Annotated in this window: 16 protein-coding genes; 5 read left to right on the forward strand and 11 right to left on the reverse strand. The window is 60.0% G+C overall.

Going from position 1 to position 20,768, the window contains the following annotated elements:
* Window positions 1–2: 2 nt before the first annotated feature.
* The 3 genes from addB (at window position 3) to trxA (ending at window position 7,133) form a co-directional block, all read left to right on the forward strand.
* The gene (addB, locus tag AS026_RS28580; protein ID WP_062373719.1) at window positions 3–3,197 is read left to right on the forward strand and encodes a double-strand break repair protein AddB; all 3,195 of its coding nucleotides are present in this window, start codon (window positions 3–5) and stop codon (window positions 3,195–3,197) included.
* Window positions 3,190–6,741, forward strand: a complete 3,552-nt coding sequence (addA, locus tag AS026_RS28585) for a double-strand break repair helicase AddA (RefSeq protein ID WP_062373723.1) — start codon at window positions 3,190–3,192, stop codon at window positions 6,739–6,741. Before addB ends, addA begins: the two co-directional genes overlap by 8 nt.
* A gap of 71 nt (window positions 6,742–6,812) precedes the next feature.
* Window positions 6,813–7,133, forward strand: coding sequence for a thioredoxin (trxA, locus tag AS026_RS28590; protein WP_007528746.1), 321 nt, complete (start codon window positions 6,813–6,815; stop codon window positions 7,131–7,133).
* Between the two features lie 49 nt (window positions 7,134–7,182).
* Here trxA and AS026_RS28595 read toward each other — a convergent pair whose 3' ends face one another.
* The 10 genes from AS026_RS28595 to AS026_RS28640 form a co-directional block, all read right to left on the reverse strand.
* Entirely contained in the window at window positions 7,183–8,535 is a 1,353-nt protein-coding gene (locus AS026_RS28595) for a bifunctional folylpolyglutamate synthase/dihydrofolate synthase (protein ID WP_062373727.1), read from the reverse strand.
* Window positions 8,536–8,562: 27 nt separating this feature from the next.
* On the reverse strand, window positions 8,563–9,468 hold the full coding sequence (gene accD, locus AS026_RS28600) for an acetyl-CoA carboxylase, carboxyltransferase subunit beta (RefSeq protein WP_018859420.1): 906 nt from the start codon (window positions 9,466–9,468) through the stop codon (window positions 8,563–8,565).
* Between the two features lie 39 nt (window positions 9,469–9,507).
* Window positions 9,508–10,347, reverse strand: a complete 840-nt coding sequence (gene trpA / locus AS026_RS28605) for a tryptophan synthase subunit alpha (RefSeq protein ID WP_025657920.1) — start codon at window positions 10,345–10,347, stop codon at window positions 9,508–9,510.
* Between the two features lie 2 nt (window positions 10,348–10,349).
* Window positions 10,350–11,570, reverse strand: a complete 1,221-nt coding sequence (gene trpB / locus AS026_RS28610) for a tryptophan synthase subunit beta (RefSeq protein ID WP_018859418.1) — start codon at window positions 11,568–11,570, stop codon at window positions 10,350–10,352.
* Window positions 11,571–11,572: 2 nt separating this feature from the next.
* Entirely contained in the window at window positions 11,573–12,241 is a 669-nt protein-coding gene (locus tag AS026_RS28615; protein ID WP_025657921.1) for a phosphoribosylanthranilate isomerase, read from the reverse strand.
* A 74-nt stretch (window positions 12,242–12,315) separates the two neighbouring features.
* Complete coding sequence (locus tag AS026_RS28620) at window positions 12,316–13,077, reverse strand: M48 family metallopeptidase (RefSeq protein ID WP_025657922.1); 762 nt, start codon at window positions 13,075–13,077, stop codon at window positions 12,316–12,318.
* Window positions 13,078–13,171: 94 nt separating this feature from the next.
* Entirely contained in the window at window positions 13,172–13,606 is a 435-nt protein-coding gene (locus AS026_RS28625) for a DUF2852 domain-containing protein (RefSeq protein ID WP_062373729.1), read from the reverse strand.
* 145 nt (window positions 13,607–13,751) lie between these two features.
* A complete protein-coding gene (locus AS026_RS28630; RefSeq protein ID WP_025657924.1) occupies window positions 13,752–15,029 on the reverse strand; it encodes a polyhydroxyalkanoate depolymerase in 1,278 nt (425 codons plus the stop codon).
* Window positions 15,030–15,234: 205 nt separating this feature from the next.
* On the reverse strand, window positions 15,235–16,077 hold the full coding sequence (locus AS026_RS28635) for a fumarylacetoacetate hydrolase family protein (protein ID WP_062373732.1): 843 nt from the start codon (window positions 16,075–16,077) through the stop codon (window positions 15,235–15,237).
* A 95-nt stretch (window positions 16,078–16,172) separates the two neighbouring features.
* Window positions 16,173–17,126 carry a glutathione S-transferase family protein gene (locus tag AS026_RS28640; RefSeq protein ID WP_062373736.1) on the reverse strand — a complete coding sequence of 318 codons (954 nt, stop codon included), beginning with the start codon at window positions 17,124–17,126 and terminating at the stop codon, window positions 16,173–16,175.
* Between the two features lie 158 nt (window positions 17,127–17,284).
* Between AS026_RS28640 and AS026_RS28645 the strand changes: the two genes are divergently transcribed.
* Both AS026_RS28645 and AS026_RS28650 read left to right on the forward strand, forming a co-directional pair.
* Entirely contained in the window at window positions 17,285–17,569 is a 285-nt protein-coding gene (locus AS026_RS28645; RefSeq protein ID WP_025657927.1) for a DUF2218 domain-containing protein, read from the forward strand.
* A gap of 18 nt (window positions 17,570–17,587) precedes the next feature.
* On the forward strand, window positions 17,588–18,181 hold the full coding sequence (locus AS026_RS28650) for a nitroreductase family protein (protein ID WP_062373739.1): 594 nt from the start codon (window positions 17,588–17,590) through the stop codon (window positions 18,179–18,181).
* Between the two features lie 79 nt (window positions 18,182–18,260).
* Here AS026_RS28650 and gyrB read toward each other — a convergent pair whose 3' ends face one another.
* A complete protein-coding gene (gyrB, locus tag AS026_RS28655) occupies window positions 18,261–20,696 on the reverse strand; it encodes a DNA topoisomerase (ATP-hydrolyzing) subunit B (RefSeq protein WP_025657929.1) in 2,436 nt (811 codons plus the stop codon).
* Between the last annotated feature and the right edge of the window lie 72 nt (window positions 20,697–20,768).

Raw genomic sequence — 20,768 nt, forward strand, 5'->3', positions numbered from 1 at the left:
GGATGGCCGAGCATCACCGGCCGAGGGTCTTGAGCATCCCCGCAGGGCTTCCCTTCCTGAAGAGCCTTGCCGAAAGCCTTTGTGACGGCCGACTGACACCGCATTTCCGGTATGATCCCGGCGATCCCCTATCGCTTTCGAAAACCACGATCTATCTGCCAACGAGGCGCGCAGCACGCGTGCTCCGCTCGGAGTTCGTCGATCTCCTCGGCGGACGATCCGCAATCCTCCCGGTTATCCGACCGCTCGGCGAGACCGACGACGATAGCGGCTATTTCGACGAAGCCCTGCCCGCGACCCTGGATCTTGCTCAGCCGTTATCCAACACCGCCCGCCTGCTGGAACTCGCGCGCCTTATCCTCGCCTGGCGAAACAAGCTGCCGGAGATTGTGCGCAGCATCCATTCCGATTCGCCGCTCGTCGCGCCCGCAAGCCCCGCCGACGCCATTTGGCTTGCGCGCAATCTTGCGGAATTGATCGACGCCATCGAGACCGAGGATCGGGATTGGAACGAACTGTCTCGCCTGAATGCGAAAGACTATGCGCTTTGGTGGCAACTGACGGCCGAGTTCCTGCAGATTGCCAGCGCCTTCTGGCCGGAGCGGCTGAATGAGCTCGGCAAATCATCGCCCGCAAGACACCGCAACGCAATTCTTCGTGCCGAAGCAAATCGCCTGGCGACAGCCCGGCCGATGGGACCCATCATCATTGCAGGATCGACAGGCTCTGTGCCGGCGACGGCCGACCTTATCGCAGCGGTCGCCAACCTTCCGGAAGGCGTCATCGTTCTGCCGGGGCTCGACCTCGGCATGCCGGATGAGCATTGGCGAATGGTGGCGCCCGACATTCGGATAGATCAGCCCGCCGACCCGGCGAGCCGCAGCCACTCGCAATACGGCCTCGCGCAGTTGCTAAAGCGACTGAAATTGACGCGGCAGGATGTGGTGCAGCTTGCCGCGCCGCCCGAGGAATTGCGACAGCGTAGCGAAATCCTCTCACATGCGCTCTCCCCTTCCGAAGCAACCAGCGACTGGGGCACATGGAAGGCGAAACTATCCGACGCTACGATCTCAGCGGCATTTGCAGATGTCTCGCTGATCGAGGCGGGCAATGAGCGCGAGGAAGCCACTGCAATTGCAATCGCCCTCCGCTTGGCGCTCGAGCGCGCGCCCGGCAATGACGGCGAGAGCCGGGCGGCATTGATCACACCGGATCGAAACCTAGCCCGCCGCGTGACGACGGAATTATCGCGTTTCGGCATCGTTGCGGACGATTCCGCAGGCACGCCGCTTTCCGCCACCCCACAGGGAACGCTGTTGCAACTGCTGCTGGAAGCAACCCTTCGCCCTGGCGATCCCGTCGCTATCGTCGGATTGCTGAAGCATCCCCTGGCGCATTTTGGACTGGAGCGTGGCGTGCACGTGGCAGCGGTAGCAGCTCTGGAGCTGCTGGCACTGCGTGGTGGTGTGGCCGACGTCGACATCTCGGCGTTGGAACCGCTTCTTGAGCAGCAGCTGTCTGAGCAGGCGTTGGATCGTCACGCGCCGCAGTGGCGAAAATCCCTTCCCGCCGATGCGATTGACCACGCGCGTGCTCTTGCCCGACGGGTTGCCGAAGCGACCGAACCGCTGGCGTCGGCGCTTGTTCGGCGCCTTTCCGAGCCGGGGCTAACGGCCAGCCTTGGGCTCGCCGATTGGGGGGAGCGAACCGGGCGCGTATTGGAGGCGGTAACCCGCGACGCGCGCGGCGATCTTGCTGGTCTCTGGTCCGGCGAAGCGGGCGACACCCTGGCGTCGATGCTCGGCGAAGTGATCGAAACCGAGGGGCAGATCGACGCGGATGGCCCGCAGTGGATCGACATCGTCACTGCGCTATTGGCTGGCCAGGCTGTAAAGCCACGGGCGCTAAGCCATCCGAGAATTTTCATCTTCGGCACGCTAGAAGCGCGCCTGCAGAACGTAGACACATTGATCCTGGGCGGCCTGAACGAAGGCTCATGGCCGGGTCAAACATCCAATAACCCCTTCGTTTCTCGGACGATGAAGACCGAGATCGGGCTGGAACCTCCAGAACGGCGCATCGGCCAGCTGTCGCACGATTTCGAAATGGCCAATGGCACGCGCCATCTCATCTATTCGCGAGCCCTTCGACAAGGTTCGACGCCAACCGTCGCGTCGCGCTGGTTGCAGCGGCTGCTCGCATTCGGCGGGCACGAGTTCGAGGCACAGCTCAAGGCCCGCGGCGACAATTTTGTGCATTGGGCGAACCTCATCGACCAAGGCGACAGCCAAGCGCCCGCGCAACGTCCAAGTCCAATACCGCCGCTGGATATTCAGCCTAAGTCCTACTCTTTCAGCGAGGTCGGGCGCCTTCGTCGCGACCCCTATGCAATCTATGCACGCCGCGTTCTGCGCCTTGACCCGGTAGCACCGTTCAATCGAGACCCTGGCGCCGCGGAGCGAGGAACGCTCTATCACAAGATCATCGACCGCTTCGTCCGTGAAGGTCACGTTGCCGGAACGCCGGCAGCTGAAACGGCGATGGAGAACATTCTGAACGAACTCTTCGATACGGAGCAACTTCCTGCACATATCGATGCAGTCTGGCGCCCGCGTTTCCGTGAAGTTGCCCGCGCGTTTCTCGAGTGGGAGGCGCAGCGACAGCCAGGCATTCGAAGAACATTGACCGAGGTGCGTGGCGGGGTGGAGTTGGAGGCGATCAATGTCCGCCTGAGCGGCGTCGCCGACCGGATCGACATCACCGGCAGCGGTACCGCCGACATCATCGACTACAAGACCGGATACAATCCCTCCGCCCCTCAGGCACGCGCGCTTCTTGATCCCCAGCTGGCACTGGAGGCCGCCGCGCTTCACGCCGGCGCCTTCCGGGATGCTGGCAGTCTTGTTCCACAAGATCTTCTCTACGTGCGCCTGCGGCCGGGCAACCGCTTTAAGGTCGACACCGTCAACAACGAGACTTCGGCCAGAACCGACAAGGCAAAATCGGCCATGGACCTGGCCACCGACTCGATCGACCAACTCATAAAGTTCGTCTCGCTCCTGCAGTCAGGCGAAAAGGGCTTCACCTCGCGGCTTGTGCCGGCTCAGCAGTTCGATTTCGGTGGTGATTACGATCATCTGGCGCGCGTTTCCGAATGGTCTGCCGCAGAGAGCGACGAGGAAACCGGCGATGAATGACGACGCAACGCTGCCTGAGGGCGATGATCCCGTTGCCTGGACGAGTTGGACGACCATCCAGCAATCGATCGCATCCGATCCGCAACGCTCAGCCTGGGTTTCCGCCAATGCCGGCTCCGGAAAAACGCACGTCCTGACGCAGCGTGTTATCCGGCTCCTGCTGGCCGGAGCACGTCCGTCAGCAATCCTCTGCCTGACCTATACGAAGGCGGCAGCCTCCGAAATGTCGAACCGCGTTTTCGAGCGGCTTGCCGAGTGGGCGGTTCTGCCGGACACGGAACTTGAAGAACGCATCACGCGGATCGAAGGCAAGGCGCCGGATAGGGTGAAGCTTGCGGAGGCGAGGCGCCTCTTTGCAAAAGCACTGGAAACGCCGGGCGGGCTGAAGATCCAGACCATTCACGCGTTTTGCGAAGCTTTGCTGCACCAGTTTCCGTTGGAAGCTAACGTCGCCGGCCACTTTTCCGTGCTCGACGATCGGGCTGCCGCGACGCTTCTTTCGGATGCACGGCGATCGCTGCTTACGGCCACTTCACCGGAGGACGATCCGGCGCTCGCGGACGCCTTTGCTTACGTGCTAAATCTCGGCGATGAGTCAGGCCTCGAAAACCTTCTTGAGGAAATCATCGCGAACCGCAATGCGATCCGCACTTTCACGCAGGATGCGGAGCGGAAGGGTGGCCTCGATGCGGTACTGCGCACGAAGCTTCACCTTTCTGAAGACGATACTGCGACCGGGATCGCCGAGTCGTATTGGCCGCTTCCTGGTCTGCGCGGCGGGGTGCTCGACCGGTACCTAGACCTTGCGGATCAGAAAGGCGGGGCAAAGGCGCACGATATCGCAGCCGGCTTGCGGTCGGCAGCGCGCGAACGAGACCCCGCGCGCCGGGCGTCGGTGCTGGAGAAAATCTTCCTTACCGCAAGGGCTGAACCAAAGGCGGATTCGCAGTTTTTCGTGAAGGCCATGCTGACTGAAGCACCGGAGCTCATCGATGCCGTGGCAATGGCCCGAGCGCACGTGGTATTGTGTCGGGATCGGTGGAAAACGGCCCGCATGTACGAGGCAACACGCGCAGCGCTGATCCTCGCCGACCGCCTCAACAAAGACTACGACGACCTCAAGAAGCAGCGCAGCCAACTCGATTTCGAGGATCTGATAACGCGGACTTCCGAACTCTTGCACAAGAGCGACGTTGGCCCCTGGATCCACTACAAGCTCGACCAAGGGATCGACCATATCCTTGTCGACGAGGCACAGGATACAAGTCCAATCCAGTGGAGCGTGATCCAGTCGCTGGCCGAGGATTTCTTTTCCGGCGAGAGCGCCCGCAATGTGGTGCGTACCCTTTTTGCCGTCGGCGACGAAAAGCAATCGATCTATTCTTTCCAGGGCGCTCGGCCCGAACGCTTTTCAGAAGAAAGCCAGCGGACGCGTCGGCGCGTCTCGCAGAGCGGGCACGCCTTCTCAACGGTGCGGCTGCCGCTCTCATTCCGATCGACCTCGGATGTCCTTGCCGCAGTGGACCACATCTTCACACCGGCTGAAAATGCCCGCGGGTTAAGTGCAGCAGGCGAGCCGGTGGTGCACCGTTCTAACCGCATAGGCCACCCGGGCGCAGTCGATCTCTGGGAGATGGTCGCGCCTGAAGCGACGATCAAGGAAGAAGATTGGACCGCACCCTTTGACGCCACGCCGGAGAGCGCCCCAGCATCCGTTCTCGCCCGTCGCATTGCTCATGCGATCGGCAATCTGGTGGGCAAGGAAACGATCGTCGAGAAGGGCAAGGAGCGACTGATCGAGGCCGGCGATATCCTCGTCCTCGTGCGCAAGCGCGACGCCTTCGTCAACGCGCTGACACGCGCCTTGAAGCGACGCGGCGACATACCGGTTGCCGGCGCCGACCGCCTGCGCCTGACGAGCCACATTGCCGTGCAGGACCTCGTGGCGCTCGGCCGCTTTCTACTGTTGCCCCAGGACGACCTCTCCTTGGCAGCGCTGATGAAGAGCCCGCTTCTCGATCTGAGCGAAGACGACGTCTTCGCAATTGCCGCCCTGCGTACGGAGGGCGAGAGTGCCTGGGCTCACGTGCAGAAGTTCGCCGCTGATAGAAATGCGCGCTTTGAAACAGCCGTCTCTCGCCTCAGGCTCTTCCTGGACGAATCCGAGACGCTGTCGGTTCACGATTTCTATGCTCGTGTTCTCGGATGCCACGGCGGCCGACGACAATTCCTTGCCCGGCTCGGAACCGAGGTCAGCGATATTCTAGATGAATTCCTGACATTCGCGCTTGATCACGAAAGCTCGGGCCTGCCAGGCCTGCAATCCTTCATTTCGACGCTTGAAATCGAAGCACCGGAGGTGAAGCGTGAGCAGGACAAAGGCCGGAATGAAGTCCGGATCATGACAGTCCACGCCTCAAAGGGCCTAGAGGCACCGATCGTGTTCCTCGTCGACGGCGGCTCGAAGGCCTTCACCCATTCGCACATGCCGAAGCTGCGGCTGCTTGAACAGGGGAGCGGCGAGCCGCCCATGCCGGCATGGGTTCCGATCGGCGATCTCAGCAACTCGCTGACCCAGGCCGACGCGACGCGCATCCAATCGCTGGCGGAACAGGAATATCGCCGGCTGCTCTATGTTGCGATGACCCGGGCCGCCGATCGCCTTACCGTTTGCGGCTACAGGGGCATTCGTCCCAACACCGATACCTGGCATGCCATGATTTCCGCTGCGATGACCGACAGCCATCCGCATGTATCTGCTGCGACATTTTCTGGGCCTGACGGGACATGGGCTGGCATCGAATGGCGCGTACCACGGATAGAGAGAAGGTTCGAGCGCCTTGAACGCAGCGCGGAGACCGCCAGACAACAGACGGTCCCGCCTGGCCTCGACAGGCCACTGCCACCGCGCAGGCAATTGCCGCGCCCGCTCAGCCCATCCGGCGTTGGAACGATCATCGACGATGGCGCCGATGACCTCCTCGTCGCCTCCCCGCTCTTCACGGAAACGGGAAAGCCGGATCGCTCGCTGCAAAAAGGGCGGCTCCTCCACCGCATGTTGCAGGTGCTGCCGGATGTGCCACGCGGCGATCAGCCAGATGCAGCATCACGATACGCCAAGCGTGCGGCGCCATTCTGGCCCGAAGCAGAGCGGCGGCAATTGGTCGACTCGGTCCTGACGCTATTGGGCGCAGCCGACCTCGAAGCCGTCTTCTCGACTCATGCACAGGCTGAGGTCTCCGTCATGGGGACGCTGACGATCGCCGGCCAGGACTATGCCGTTTCCGGTCGTGTCGACAGAATGGCGGTCTTCGACGATCGCGTCGTCGTGCTGGACTACAAGACCAATCGCGTCCCGCCGCAGACGGCAGAGGCCATCCCATTTGCACACAAGGCGCAGCTTGCGATCTATCGCGAGATCCTGGCGCCGCTCTATCCCGGCAAGCGCGTCGATTGCGTGCTTGTCTACACTGAAAATGCTTCGGTTCACACGCTGACGCCGGATGCATTGGCGTCGGCGCTTGCGCAACTCGAGACAAAGTGAAATACGGGCATTGAAATTCCCGCACCGCACGCTCACATGTGTTTCAACAGGAATCCGTAAAGGAGCAGCCTATGGCTACCGTAAAAGTCGATATCAACAACTTCCAGTCGGAAGTTCTGGAATCCGCAGAACCCGTCGTCGTCGATTTCTGGGCTGAATGGTGCGGCCCGTGCAAGATGATCGCCCCCAGCCTCGAAGAACTCGCTGTCGAGTTTCAGGGCAAGGTAAAGGTCGCCAAGCTCAATATCGATGAAAACCCGGAACTCGCCGCCCAGTTTGGCGTCCGTTCCATTCCGACGCTCGCCATGTTCAAGGCAGGCGAAGTTGCTGACATCAAAGTTGGCGCTGCCCCGAAGACCGCTCTTTCGAGCTGGATCTCGAGCGCCGCTTAAATTATCCATAAGCAGATAGGAAAAAGCCCGGCATTCGACCGGGCTTTTTTCATTTCGGGGGCGTCCCGTTGTCGGCAAGCACATCGCCGACGAGATAGAGAGAGCCGCCGATCAGGATGCGCGGTGGGTGGGCTTGTTCAAAGGCGCCCTCCTTGATCGCCTCCAACGCATCGCTGACCGTCGACATCGGTTCCGCGACGAGGCCGGCATCATAGGCGGCGTTTGCAAGGATCACCGGATCGATCATCGCATCGCTCCCGCGGATCGGCACGCAATAGACCTTCTCGGCCAATCCTTTGAAAGCCTTGAAGTAGCCAACCGGATCCTTGGTGTTGATCATGCCGATGATCAGGAAGAGCGGGCGCGGCTGCTTTTCCTCGAAATTCGCCATGGCCTCGGCGATAACTTCGCCGGCGCCGGGGTTGTGGCCGCCATCGACCCAGATCTCTGCTTTAGCCGGAGCACTGGCCATCAGATTGCCGTCGTTCAGACGCTGGAGACGGCCCGGCCACTCGACCGACAGCAGCGCCTTTTCCATCATCGTTTCGGTGACCGCAAAGCCGGCGGCCTTGACGGCGCGGATCGCAGCGGCGGCATTGGCATATTGGTGGCGGCCGGGAAGGCGGGGCAATGGCAGGTCGGCGAGACCGAACTCGTCCTGATAGACGAGACGCCCATATTCCTCATGCGCCATGTAGTCCTGGCCGAAGACTGCGGTCGGGCAGTTCAGCCGTTCGGCGGTCGACATCAGCACGTCGAGCGCGGCATCATATTCCTGCTTGCCGATCACAACAGGGTGCCCGCGCTTCATGATACCGGCTTTTTCTGCCGCGATCAGTTCGACGCGATCGCCGAGGTAAGGCTGATGATCCAAGGAAATCGGCATGATGACCGAAACGGCCGGGTCGGAGATGACGTTCGTCGCGTCGAAACGACCGCCGAGACCAACCTCGATGATCGCGGCATCGGCCCGATGCTCTGAGAACAGAATGAAAGTGACTGCGGTGAGGATCTCGAAAACGGTGATCTTCTGCCCGTCATTGGCGGCCGCCACGCGCCGCACCGCCTCGGCGAAGACCGCATCGTCCACCAGTTGCCCGCGACCGCCCTTGGCGCCGATCCGATAGCGTTCGTGCCAGTTGACGAGATGCGGAGAGGTATGGACATGCGCGCTGTAGCCACCGGCTTCCAGCAAAGCCCGGCAAAACGCCGTCAGGGACCCCTTGCCGTTCGTGCCCGCCACATGAATGACGGGCGGCAATTTCTTCTGCGGATCCCCGAGGACGGAAAGCAGTCGGGTAATGCGATCCAGGGATAGATCGAAGCCCTTGGGATGCAGGCCCAAGAGCTTGTCGATTTCCTGTGCTGCTTCACTCACTACGGCTTGGCCCCTGGGTATCATCGCTCACCCCGCCTGTGATGGGTTCTGTCAGGCGCTTGCAGCGATAGCAAGCGTCCCGCTGTTTTCCTTGGATAGGTTCGCAACCGGCTTCTTCGTCAGGATCTTCAAGACGCGCGCGAGCGTATCCGGAATATCGTGGCGCTTGACCACCATGTCCACCATGCCGTGTTCCAGCAGATACTCGGAGGTCTGGAAGCCTTCCGGAAGCTTCTCGCGGATCGTCTGCTCGATAACGCGCTTCCCGGCGAAGCAGATTTCAGCCCCGGGTTCGGCCAGATGCAGGTCACCGAGCATCGCGTAGGACGCGGTAACACCGCCAGTGGTCGGATTGGTCAGCACGACGATGTAAGGCAGTCCTGCTTCCTTCAGCATGTCTACCGCCACGGTCGTGCGTGGCAGCTGCATCAGCGACAGGATACCTTCCTGCATGCGGGCACCACCAGATGCCGGGAACATGACCAGCGGGCACTTCTCCGCAATGGCGCGTTCGAACGCCTTGACGATCGCCTCGCCCGCGGCAATGCCGAGCGAACCGCCCATGAAGTTGAACTCATGAACGACCGCGACGATCTTCAGGCCGCGCATCTTGCCGACGCCAGCGAGAATGGTGTCTTCCTGCTCGGTCTTGATGCGGCTGTCCTTCAGACGGTCCGTGTATTTCTTGGAATCACGAAATTTCAGCGGATCCTGGGCGACCTTTGGCTGCGGCAGAGCCTCATAGACGCCATCGTCGAAAAGGTCGGCAAGGCGAGCCTTTGCCGGCATCTTCATGTGATAACCGGAGGCCGGAATGACCCACTTGTTGTCTTCCAGATCCTTATGGAAGACCATCTCACCCGTTTCCGGGCACTTGATCCAGAGGTTCTCCGGCACTTCGCGGCGGCCCAGCATGGAATTGATGCGGGGGCGGACGTAGTTGGTGATCCAGTTCAAGTCGAAAACTCCTGATTGACTCTTGCCAATGTGGGGAAATTATTCGGCAGCAACAAGGCGCGCCGAACGTGTACCCGTTGACAGTCCACGAACGAGGGTGGCGACGGCCTGGACGGTATCGGCTGTCGCCTTCCCATCCTTGGTGAGGCTCGTTGCCACCTGATTGACAATTGCTGTGCCGACAACCACGCCATCGGCCGAGTTGCCAATGACCTTTGCATGGTCGGCGGTCTTGACGCCGAAGCCGACGCAAACAGGCAGGTTGGTGTGCTGCTTGATGCGCTTGACGGCGCCCGAGACCAGAGACGGATCCGGCAGAGCAGAGCCAGTGATACCAGTCATCGAAACATAATAGACGAAGCCGGACGTGTTCCGAAGAACGGTCGGCAGGCGCTTTTCGTCGGTCGTCGGCGTCGCAAGCCGAATGAAGTTGATCCCCTTCTTGATCGCAGGGATGCAGAGTTCGTCATCCATCTCGGGTGGAAGGTCGACGACGATGAGGCCATCGATGCCGGCTGCCAGCGCGTCGTCGAGGAACTTCTCCACGCCGTAGACATAGATCGGGTTGTAATAGCCCATCATTACGATCGGCGTCGCATCGTCCGTCTTGCGGAAATCGCTGGCAAGCTGCAGCGTCTTCTTCAGCGTCTGGCCGCCCTTCAGAGCGCGCTGGCCAGCCATCTGGATCGCCGGACCATCGGCCATCGGATCGGAGAACGGCATGCCGAGTTCAATAACATCGGAACCCGCTTCCGGCAGAGCCTTCATGATGCCGAGCGAGGTTTCGTAGTCGGGGTCGCCTCCCATGAAATAGGTGACGAGTGCCGGCCGGCCTTCCGCCTTAAGATCGGCGAAGCGTTTGTCCATACGTGCGGTCATGCTTACTCACCCATTCCCAGAATCTTGCCGACAGTGAAGATGTCCTTGTCGCCGCGGCCGGAGAGATTCATCAGAATGATCTCGTCCTTGCCCATCTTCGGCGCGCGCTTGATGACTTCGGCCAGCGCGTGCGATGGCTCCAGCGCCGGAATGATACCTTCGAGGCGGGTCAGCGTCTGGAAAGCTTCGAGCGCCTCATGGTCCATGATCGGCACATACTCGACGCGACCGATGTCGTTCAGGTAGGAATGCTCGGGGCCGATGCCAGGATAGTCAAGACCAGCGGAAATCGAATGGCCTTCCTTGATCTGGCCGTCGCCATCCTGCAGAAGGTAGGTCCGGTTACCGTGGAGGACGCCGGGCGAACCCGCAGTGATCGAGGCGCAGTGCTCGTCACCATTGAGGCCCTTGCCGCCGGCTTCGACGCCAACCATCTTGACGCTCTCGTCATCAAGGAACGGATGGAAGATGCCGATCGCGTTCGAACCGCCGCCGACGGCTGCGATGACGAGATCCGGCAGCCGACCTTCGGCTTCCAAAATCTGCTCACGGGCTTCGGTGCCAATGACGGCCTGGAAGTCGCGAACCATTTCCGGATAGGGATGCGGACCGGCGGCAGTGCCGATCAGGTAATAGGTGTCGTCGACGTTCGTGACCCAGTCGCGCAATGCCTCGTTCATGGCGTCCTTGAGCGTGCCGTGACCGGCGGTCACCGGCTTTACCTCGGCACCAAGCAGCTTCATGCGAAACACGTTCGGCGCCTGACGCTCGACGTCGGTTGCGCCCATGTAAACGACACAGGGGAGCCCGAAGCGGGCGGCAACCGTTGCCGAGGCAACGCCATGCTGGCCGGCACCAGTTTCCGCGATGATACGGGTCTTGCCCATGCGCTTGGCGAGCAGGATCTGGCCGATGCAGTTGTTGATCTTGTGCGAACCGGTGTGGTTCAGCTCTTCGCGCTTGAAATAGATCTTCGCGCCACCGAGTTCGGCCGTCAGGCGCTCGGCGAAATAGAGCGGGCTCGGGCGACCGATATAGTGGGTGCCAAGCTGCTTCAGCTCCGCCTGAAATTCCGGATCGTCCTTTGCCTTGTTCCACTCGTCCTGCAGGTCGAGGATCAAAGGCATCAGCGTTTCGGCGACGAAACGGCCGCCGTAGATGCCGAAACGGCCGTCTTCATCAGGGCCGGAACGGAAGGAATTCGGTTTTGGCGTCTGGTTCACTCTCAACTCCCTGAGGTCGTTTCGGGCTGACAAGCCGTTTGGACCGCATCGAAAAACTCATCGATCATTGCGACGTTCTTGACGCCGGGCGCGCTTTCGACCCCCGAAGATACGTCGATCCCGGGTGCCTTGGTGATGCCGAGCGCCTCGGCAATATTGCCCTTGTTCAGGCCACCGGAAAGCATGTAATCCACGCTGTCGTCAAGCCAGGTAAGCAGGCTCCAATCGAAGGACACGCCGTTGCCACCCGGCAAATCCGACCCTTTCGGCGGCTTGGCGTCGAAGAGGAAGCGATCGGCGATGCCGACATAAGCCTCGACCCGCTTCAGATCGTCAGCCGACCGCACCGAGAAAGCCTTCATGACCGGCAGTCCATACACCGCCTTGATGGTCAAAACGCGCTCCGGGCTCTCGTCGCCATGCAACTGCAGGATATCGGGCCGAAGTAGCGCCACGATTTCATCAAGATCGTCGTTGCTCGGATTGACCAAAACCGCAACGATCTTGGCCTTGCCGCGAGCCGGTTCCGCAAGCTTGCCGGCGATATCAGGCTCGATGTAGCGGGGACTCTTTTCGAAGAAGATGAAGCCGATATGTGTGGCGCCGCGCGCGAGTGCACGATCGATCGCCTCAGGCGTCTTCAGTCCGCAGATTTTGATATCCGGTTTCATGGCAGCGAAGTGACACGAAAAGCACTTGGAGTCGAGCCAAATCACGACAAAAGCTGATTTTTGCGAGGCGTCGCTCAGTCGAAATCGATGGCGTGCAGTTGACTGCCGTGCCGCTTCAACCAGAGCTTCGCCTCTTCCATGTGGGGGCAGAGCTTCTTGCAGAGCGCCCAGAAGCGTGGCCCGTGGTTCATCTCCTTGAGATGAGCGACTTCATGGGCCGCAAGGTAGTCGACCACTGACGGCGGCGCCATGACGATGCGCCAGGAAAAGCTCAGGTTTCCCTCCGAGGAGCAGGAACCCCACCGACTGCGGGTGTCCTTCATGGCGATAGACCTGATCGGTGCATTGATCGAGCGGGCATGGAACGTTGCCAGCCTCTCGAGATCGGCTCGCGCTTCCTTCTTCAGAAACGTGGCAATCCGGCGTCCGAGATGCTCGGGCATGCCGCTGACCTTGAGCACGGGTTTGCCATCAACGACGACGGCTTCTGTCAGGCCCCGCACGCTGCCGGTGTGGTGAACGCGATGGGATACGCCCCGAAAGAGAATGGTGCCGTCATCACGAAGACCGCTGTCGGTCGAGAATTTGGCAAGCTTGGTGAGCAGCCAGCCCTGATGGCGGTCGAGGAAGGCATTTACCTCGCGCTGCGCCAATCCGCACGGGATCGTCATCTTCAGGCCCCGACCGCCAGGCTCGATGCGCAATGTAATGCGGGTCGCCCGCTCGTGCTGCTTGATCGTCAGCGGCATCAGGCGTCCGGCAACGTCAAGCGTTCGCGTTTCCGGCGGAGCCGGTTTTCGAACGCTGCGGCGTGGCTTTGCAGGGAGCGGGAACATGGGCATTTTCTATATGATTCGCTGGAATTCTTGGCAAAGAAAAGCCGGCATCGATGATGCCGGTTCAAGTTTCAGTGCTGAACGGTCCTGGGAATTACGGAGTCTGGTATTCTGCTACCGGACCATTGTCTTCGCGCTTGCCCTTCTTGCGGTCGCGCATGAAGCGGTCAAACTCTTCCTGGTCCTTGGCGCGGCGTAGTTCGCGCATGTAGGAGTCGAAATCCTCGCGCATTTCATCAAGCTTGCGACGCTCTTCTTCCAGCCGGTCGAGCTCGGCCTTGCGCCAATCATCGAAGGCAACATTGCCCGTCGAGAAATGAGGGCGATAGCGGCCATGTGAACGTCGGCAGCCGGCGAAGAATCCATCGGCGGCGCTGTTGGCGTCGCGCTTGAAACCGCGCAAACGCTCCCCAAAGATGATGTAGGCGAGCATGGCGAGACCCAGAGGCCAGAAAACCACGAAGCCGAGGATCATCAGGGCAATGGTAGCCGGAGTCCAATCCGGGCGAAGCAATGCTGACTGGTTCATCGTGCGGTGTCCTCGCATTTTCCGCGTCCGGCGAGATACCGAACGCTGGAATCGATGTGGTTACACGCCTGGCCCGCTTCAAGGCAGCGCCCGCCCAAATCGGACAACGCCTTGAAATACAATCGCTAATTCAGAATATACTAAATCAGGCGGATTTTCCGCCCTTGATCACCCGTTTCACCACGGGCTTTCCCGAACGGGCATGTTCCTTCACGAAGCTGATGATCCGCGGCGCAATCTCCCGGCGGAAGCGTGAGCCGTTGAAGACGCCATAGTGGCCGACGTCGGGCTGCAGGTAGTGCATGCGCATGTTGTCGGGGATGTTGACGCAGATGGTCTGGGCAGCCTGTGTCTGGCCGACGCCGGAGATGTCGTCGTTTTCCCCCTCGACGGTGAGAAGTGCCACGTTGCGGATGGCGGCGGGATCGACAAGCTTACCACGGTGGAGCAGCTCGCCCTTCGGCAGCGCGTGCTTGATGAAGACCTGTTCGACCGTCTGAAGGTAGAACTCCGCCGTCAAGTCCATGACCGCGAGGTACTCGTCATAAAAGTCGCGGTGCTTTTCGGCCGGCTCGCCATCGTTCTTCACCAGATGCATGAAGAACTCCTTGTGAGCGATCACGTGCCGATCGAGGTTCATCGACATGAAGCCGGACAACTGCAGGAAGCCGGGATAGACCGGACGCATGAAGCCCGGCTGCGGCCAGGGCACATTCATGATCACATTATCCGCGAACCATTCCAGCGAGCGTTCCTTGGCAAGCTGGTTGACGGCTGTCGGGTTGATGCGCGTGTCGATCGGTCCGCCCATCAGGGTCATCGATGAGGGCGAAAACGGATCGTTCTCCGCTTCCATGAGGGCGACGGCAGCCAAAACCGGCACGGAAGGCTGACAGACGGCAATCACATGCGTATCCGGGCCCAGGAAGCGAAGCATCTCGATGACGTAGTCGATGTAGTCGTCAAAATCGAAGGTGCCTTCCGTCATCGGCACCATGCGCGCATCGATCCAGTCGGTAATGTAAACGTCGGCGCTTGGCAGCAACGCTTCGACCGTGCCGCGCAGCAGTGTCGCGTAGTGGCCCGACATCGGCGCGACGATGAGAATGCGCGGGTCTGGCGCATGGCTGCTTGGAACATTGCGCGCGAAATGGAGCAGATTGCAGAAGGGATGCGACCAGACGATCTCTTCCCGTACGGCCACCTTTCCTTCCTCGACAACAGTGTCATGCAGACCGACGGCCGGTTTGCCGTAGCGTCGGGTCGTCCGCTCGAACATCTCGAGACTCGCCGCCATCGTACGCCCCCAGGGCGTCTGCGAAATCGGATTGAGGGGATTGGCATAGACCATGCGCATGATATCGGCGAAAGCCCGATAAGGCGCCAATGCGGCATGGTTCAATTCATAAAGCTGATAAAACATGAGATGCGCCACCTTTCTCTAACCTGGAAGACGACGCCGATTGAAAGGCATCGGATTCTTTCCAACGACGTGCTGGCACCTCAACGCAGATTAACAGGTTTTTGTTGCGCAGCAACATTGCCATCCGCACCGCAAAAAGAAATGCCGGGGAATTTACCCCCGGCATGATGGTGCGCTCGAATGCTTAATGATCGCAGAACGGACGTTATCGATCAGCCAGGAAGGTCTGCTTCTGCGTACCCAAGCCTTCAATGCCGAGCTCCACGACGTCGCCAGCCTTGAGGAAGCGCGGCGGCTTCATGCCCATGCCGACGCCCGGAGGCGTGCCGGTCGAGATCACATCGCCCGGATGCAGCGACATGAACTGGCTGAGGTAAGACACCACATGAGCGACACCATAGACCATGGTTCTCGACGAGCCGTTCTGCATGGTTTCGCCGTTGACCTTCAGCCACATGCCAAGATTTTGCGGGTCGGCAATCTCGTCCTTGGTGACGAGCCAGGGTCCGATCGGACCGAATGTGTCGCAGGACTTGCCCTTGGTCCACTGGCCTGCACGTTCCGTCTGGAAGGCGCGCTCCGAAACGTCGTGGGAAACACAGTAGCCGGCAACATAATCAAGCGCTTCGGCCTCGCTGACGTACTTTGCCGTCTTGCCGATGACGACGCCGAGTTCGACTTCCCAATCGGTCTTTTCGGAGCCACGCGGGATCAGGACATTGTCGTTCGGCCCGACGATGGCCGATGTTGCCTTCATGAAGATCACGGGCTCCGGCGGAACAGTCGCGCCAGTTTCAGCAGCGTGGTCAGAGAAATTGAGGCCGATGCAGATGAACTTTCCGGTGCCGGCAACGCAGGCGCCAATGCGACCCGAGGCGAGTTCCGGCAGGCTCTTCGCGTCAAGAGCCTTGAGTTTCGACAGGCCCTCGGGCGAAATCGCTTCGCCGCCGATGTCCGAGACGTGCGCCGACAGATCGCGGATCTTGCCATCGGAATCGAGCATGGCCGGTTTCTCGCGACCAACCTCTCCAACACGCATGAGCTTCATAATATTTCCTCCTAAGCAGCATCCACGTTTTGATCACCTATGAACGAGATATTCACCGGTGTCATTATGGCTTTTTGCCGAAGCGGTACGCTGCTTCAGAAAATTTCGCCTAGATCAGGACCCGCAGGCACGATGCCTGCGGGGTTGAGGCTTTCAATCGAGTAATAGCCGCGCTTTATATGGTCGAAGTTGACGGTCTCGACGACACCCGGCCAATCGAGCATTCGCCGGCAGAAGCGGCGAAGATTCTTGTAATCCGAGAGACGGCGCAAATTGCATTTGAACAGGCCGTGATAGGCGATATCGAAGCGCACGAGCGTTACGAAAAGACGAATGTCACTTTCAGTCGGATGGTCTGCAAACAGGAAGGGCCGATCGCCAAGCTCTGTTTCCACCCAGTCGAGGCACTTGAATACACCGGCAAACGCTTCCTCGTAGGCAAGCTGCGTCGTGGCAAAGCCCGCGCGGTAGACGCCATTGTTGAGGCTCGGATAGATCCGTTCGTTGAAAGCGTCGATCTCGGTGCGACGCGCTGCCGGATATAGGTCGATCGGATTGCGAGCAAGATCGCCGAAACCTTCGTTCATCATCCGCAGGATATCAGCCGACTCGTTGTTGACGATCGTCTGCAACTGCTTGTCCCAAAGCACGGGCACGGTTGCGCGGCCGGTAAAGTCGCGTGCCGCACTCGTATAGATCTCGTGCATATACGTTGCGCCGCGAATGTGATCCCGCGTGGCGCCCGGATAGTCGCCGAACCGCCAGCCCTGCTTCGTCAATACCGGCTCGACGACTGAAACCGAGATGGCCGATTCCAGCCCCTTCAGCTTTCGGCCGATCAGCGTCCGCGATGCCCAGGGGCAGATATAGGCCACGTAGAGATGATAGCGTCCCGCCTCGGCCTTGAAGCCGCCCTCTCCCGTCGGGCCCGCCGCGCCGTCAGGGGTAACCCAATTGCGGAAGCTGGAGATCTGACGGACAAAGCCGCCCTTCTCGTCCTTCGCCTGAACCGGCTGCCAATCTTCCGTCCACTTTCCATTTACGAGCAAGGCGTTTTTCCTCTCATGCTGATATTGGCGGAACTTAGCGTGCCTTTACGCGCGTGGGAGGCCACTATTGTTGAAACAGACTGTGCACCACCGGAGATGGCGGAGTTGCTTGCCAAACGCATCGGATGGGGCCTAAGGAAGGCAGGAAGGAGCTTGATATGCCTGTTTCGACCTCGACTGTCGCCACCGAACACGCCAGCAAGTATCTCCAACAGCTCTGCAAACACTGGAGCCACAAGTTTACCGTGGAATTCACGGCGGAAAGCGGGCGTGTACCCTTCAGTGATACCGCCGAAGTCACGTTTTCAGCCGATCACGCGGCGCTTCATATGAGATTGTCGGCCGCTGACCCGGCCCAGATAGAGCGATACGAGAATGTCGTTGCCGACCACCTAAAGCGATTTGCTTTCCGCGAAGAACTCCACATCACCTGGAATGCCTGAACAGCACTTGGAAGAGCCATGACAAAGAGCAATAGCCGTGAATCCCAATATTCGATCGACCCCTTGTTTCTCGAGCGCTGGTCACCGCGTGCCTTTACCGGCGAAGTGATCGATGAATCGGAGCTTCTGACGATACTGGATGCCGCGCATTGGGCACCGTCGTCCGCAAACCAGCAGCCGTGGCGCTTCATCTATGCGCTCAAAGGTTCTGAGGACTGGGACAAGTTCGTTGGTCTCCTCGTCGAGTCAAATCAAGAGTGGGCAAAGAACGCCTCGGCGCTGATCTACGTCGTCTCAAGAGGCTTCAGCGGCGACTTCTCCGAAGGTAGGAAAAGCTACACACACTCGTTCGACGCTGGCACTGCTTGGGGTTATCTCGCGCTTCAGGCCCGGCTTTCGGGTTTCTACGCTCACGGGATGGGCGGCATTAAGCACGAAGAGATCCAGCAAACTTTTGCTATTCCCGAGGGTTACCGGGTGGAGGCGGGCGTCGCGTTGGGACGTCTTGCCGATAAGAGCGTCCTTTCGGAGCGGAACCAGGAGCGGGAAGTTCCGAGCCAGCGCAAGCCTCTTTCAGAGGTCGCCTTCCGCGGCAAGTTTATCGCCAACTAGACTAGTTCTCACGCAAAAGCCCCGCGTCGATGCGCGGGGCTTTTTTATGCGGCCTCTAGGCGGAAACGAGCTCCGCTCGCTAGATATCGAGGTTTGCTACGTTCAGCGCGTTGTCCTGGATGAACTCTCTGCGAGGTTCGACTTCGTCACCCATCAGGCGTGCGAACAAGCCGTCAGCGTCCGTTGCATCGGCAACCTTCACCTGCAGCAGCGAACGAACGTTCGGATCGAGCGTGGTTTCCCAGAGCTGCTCGGCATTCATCTCACCGAGGCCTTTGTAACGCTGCATCGTCAGACCCTTGCGGCCGCTCGCAAAAATCGCGTCCAGCAGTGCCCGTGGTCCGGAAATCTCGACATCACCGTCGCGTCGGGAGAGTGACGGAGGCACCTGATAGATGTCCTTCAAGCGAGCCGACAGCTGATCGAGAAGCCGCGCGTCCTGCGAGCCGATCAACGCCATGTCGAGAACGACAACTTCCTTCACGCCGCGCACCATACGCTCAAGTTTGATGCCGCCTTCGCTCGTGAGGCCCCCTTCCCAACCGCGCTCTGTCTCTTCGGCAATCAGGTCAAGACGTCTGGCGACTTCACCGGCGAGCTGTTCAGCTCTCGAGCGGTCGCTAACGGCTTCAGCATTGAGAGCACCAGCAATTGCTGCCTGTTCGACGGCAGCGCGATTGTAGCGCGAGTGCAGATTGTCAAGGAGCGCGCGGAGGCGCAACGCATCGCTAATCACCTCGCCAAGATCCTGGCCGGTCCTCACTTCGCCGCTGCCGAGCTTTAAGGCAGCATCTTCGAGACCCTGGCCGACTAGGTAGTCCTCAAGGGCCTTCTCGTTCTTCACGTACTGGATCGATTTGCCGCGCGAGACCTTATAAAGCGGCGGCTGGGCGATGTAGAGATGGCCACGCTCGATCAGTTCCGGCATCTGGCGGAAGAAGAAGGTCAACAGCAGCGTACGAATGTGGGCGCCGTCGACATCAGCGTCCGTCATGATGATGATCTTGTGGTAGCGCAGCTTTTCGGCATTGAACTCGTCCTTGCCGATGCCTGTGCCGAGCGCGGTAATCAGTGTACCGATTTCCTGGCTGGACAGCATCTTGTCGAAGCGAGCACGCTCGACGTTGAGGATCTTGCCACGCAGCGGCAGGATCGCCTGGTTCTCGCGCGAACGCCCCTGCTTGGCCGATCCACCCGCCGAATCGCCCTCGACAAGAAAGACTTCGGATTTGGCCGGATCGCGCTCCGAGCAATCGGCGAGCTTGCCGGGCAGAGAGGCAATGTCGAGAGCGCCCTTACGACGCGTCAACTCACGCGCCTTACGGGCCGCTTCGCGCGCCGCGGCGGCTTCGACCACCTTGCCGACCAGAACCTTAGCTTCCGTCGGATGCTCTTCCAGCCACGTGCTCAGCGCTTCGCTGACGAGGTTCTCGACAACGGGGCGAACTTCCGAGGAAACCAGCTTGTCTTTGGTCTGCGACGAAAACTTCGGATCCGGCACCTTGACGGAAAGAACGGCGGTCAGGCCTTCGCGGCAATCGTCACCGGTCAGCGTCACCTTTTCCTTCTTCGTGATACCCGAGGTATCGGCGTAGGAAGTGATCTGGCGGGTCAGCGCGGCGCGGAAGCCGGCCATATGCGTGCCACCGTCACGTTGCGGAATGTTGTTGGTGAAGCAGAGGACGTTCTCGTGGTAGCTGTCATTCCACCACATTGCGACTTCGACGGTAATCCCGTCCTTTTCGCCGCGGATCGCCACCGGCTTGTCGACAAGCGGCTTCTTGGCGCGGTCGAGATAGGAGACGAAGGCCTCCAGGCCACCGTCGTAGAGCATCTCTTCCTGCTTGATGTCCGAATGACGCTTGTCGCTCAGAAGGATGCGAACGCCCGAATTCAGGAAGGCGAGCTCACGCAGGCGATGCTCCAACGTGGCGTAGTCGAATTCGGTCATCGTGAAGGTTTCAGTGCTCGGCATGAAGCTGACTTCGGTGCCGGTTTCATCACCAGCGTCGCCAATCACCTTCAACGGCGCATCGGCTACGCCATGCGTGAAACTCATTTCATGAATCTTGCCTTGACGGCGGATCTTCAGCCTCAGCCAGACGGAGAGCGCGTTAACGACAGAAACACCAACGCCGTGCAGACCACCGGAAACCTTGTAGGAGTTCTGGTCGAACTTACCGCCGGCGTGCAGCTGGGTCATGATGACCTCGGCTGCCGACACGCCTTCGCCGGTATGAATGTCCGTCGGGATGCCGCGGCCGTTGTCGGTAACGGTGACCGACCCATCGGGATTGAGCGTCACGGTCACGATATCGGCGTGGCCTGCGAGCGCTTCATCGATCGCGTTGTCGACGACTTCATAAACCATGTGATGAAGACCCGAGCCATCATCGGTGTCACCGATATACATACCCGGGCGCTTGCGCACTGCATCAAGGCCCTTCAGAACCTTGATCGAGTCTGCGCCATATTCGGTACTAACGCCGTTTTCCGTCGTGGGTATATCGGTCATACTTTTCGAGAATTTCCCTGTTGTCGGGGCTGAAGTGAGACTTGCGAATCACCTGCCTTATACATGCCAGAA

The organism is Rhizobium altiplani, from assembly GCF_001542405.1.
GTDB lineage: Bacteria > Pseudomonadota > Alphaproteobacteria > Rhizobiales > Rhizobiaceae > Rhizobium > Rhizobium altiplani.

Excerpts from the sequence above, each read along its gene's own strand:
- addB (WP_062373719.1), top strand. The coding sequence starts at position 3 with ATGGCCGAGCATCACCGGCCGAGGGTCTTGAGCATCCCCGCAGGGCTT.
- addA (WP_062373723.1), top strand. The coding sequence starts at position 3,190 with ATGAATGACGACGCAACGCTGCCTGAGGGCGATGATCCCGTTGCCTGG.
- trxA (WP_007528746.1), top strand. The coding sequence starts at position 6,813 with ATGGCTACCGTAAAAGTCGATATCAACAACTTCCAGTCGGAAGTTCTG.
- AS026_RS28595 (WP_062373727.1), bottom strand. The coding sequence starts at position 8,535 with ATGATACCCAGGGGCCAAGCCGTAGTGAGTGAAGCAGCACAGGAAATC.
- trpA (WP_025657920.1), bottom strand. The coding sequence starts at position 10,347 with ATGACCGCACGTATGGACAAACGCTTCGCCGATCTTAAGGCGGAAGGC.
- AS026_RS28615 (WP_025657921.1), bottom strand. The coding sequence starts at position 12,241 with ATGAAACCGGATATCAAAATCTGCGGACTGAAGACGCCTGAGGCGATC.
- AS026_RS28620 (WP_025657922.1), bottom strand. The coding sequence starts at position 13,077 with ATGTTCCCGCTCCCTGCAAAGCCACGCCGCAGCGTTCGAAAACCGGCT.
- AS026_RS28625 (WP_062373729.1), bottom strand. The coding sequence starts at position 13,606 with ATGAACCAGTCAGCATTGCTTCGCCCGGATTGGACTCCGGCTACCATT.
- AS026_RS28630 (WP_025657924.1), bottom strand. The coding sequence starts at position 15,029 with ATGTTTTATCAGCTTTATGAATTGAACCATGCCGCATTGGCGCCTTAT.
- AS026_RS28635 (WP_062373732.1), bottom strand. The coding sequence starts at position 16,077 with ATGAAGCTCATGCGTGTTGGAGAGGTTGGTCGCGAGAAACCGGCCATG.
- AS026_RS28645 (WP_025657927.1), top strand. The coding sequence starts at position 17,285 with ATGCCTGTTTCGACCTCGACTGTCGCCACCGAACACGCCAGCAAGTAT.
- AS026_RS28650 (WP_062373739.1), top strand. The coding sequence starts at position 17,588 with ATGACAAAGAGCAATAGCCGTGAATCCCAATATTCGATCGACCCCTTG.
- gyrB (WP_025657929.1), bottom strand. The coding sequence starts at position 20,696 with ATGACCGATATACCCACGACGGAAAACGGCGTTAGTACCGAATATGGC.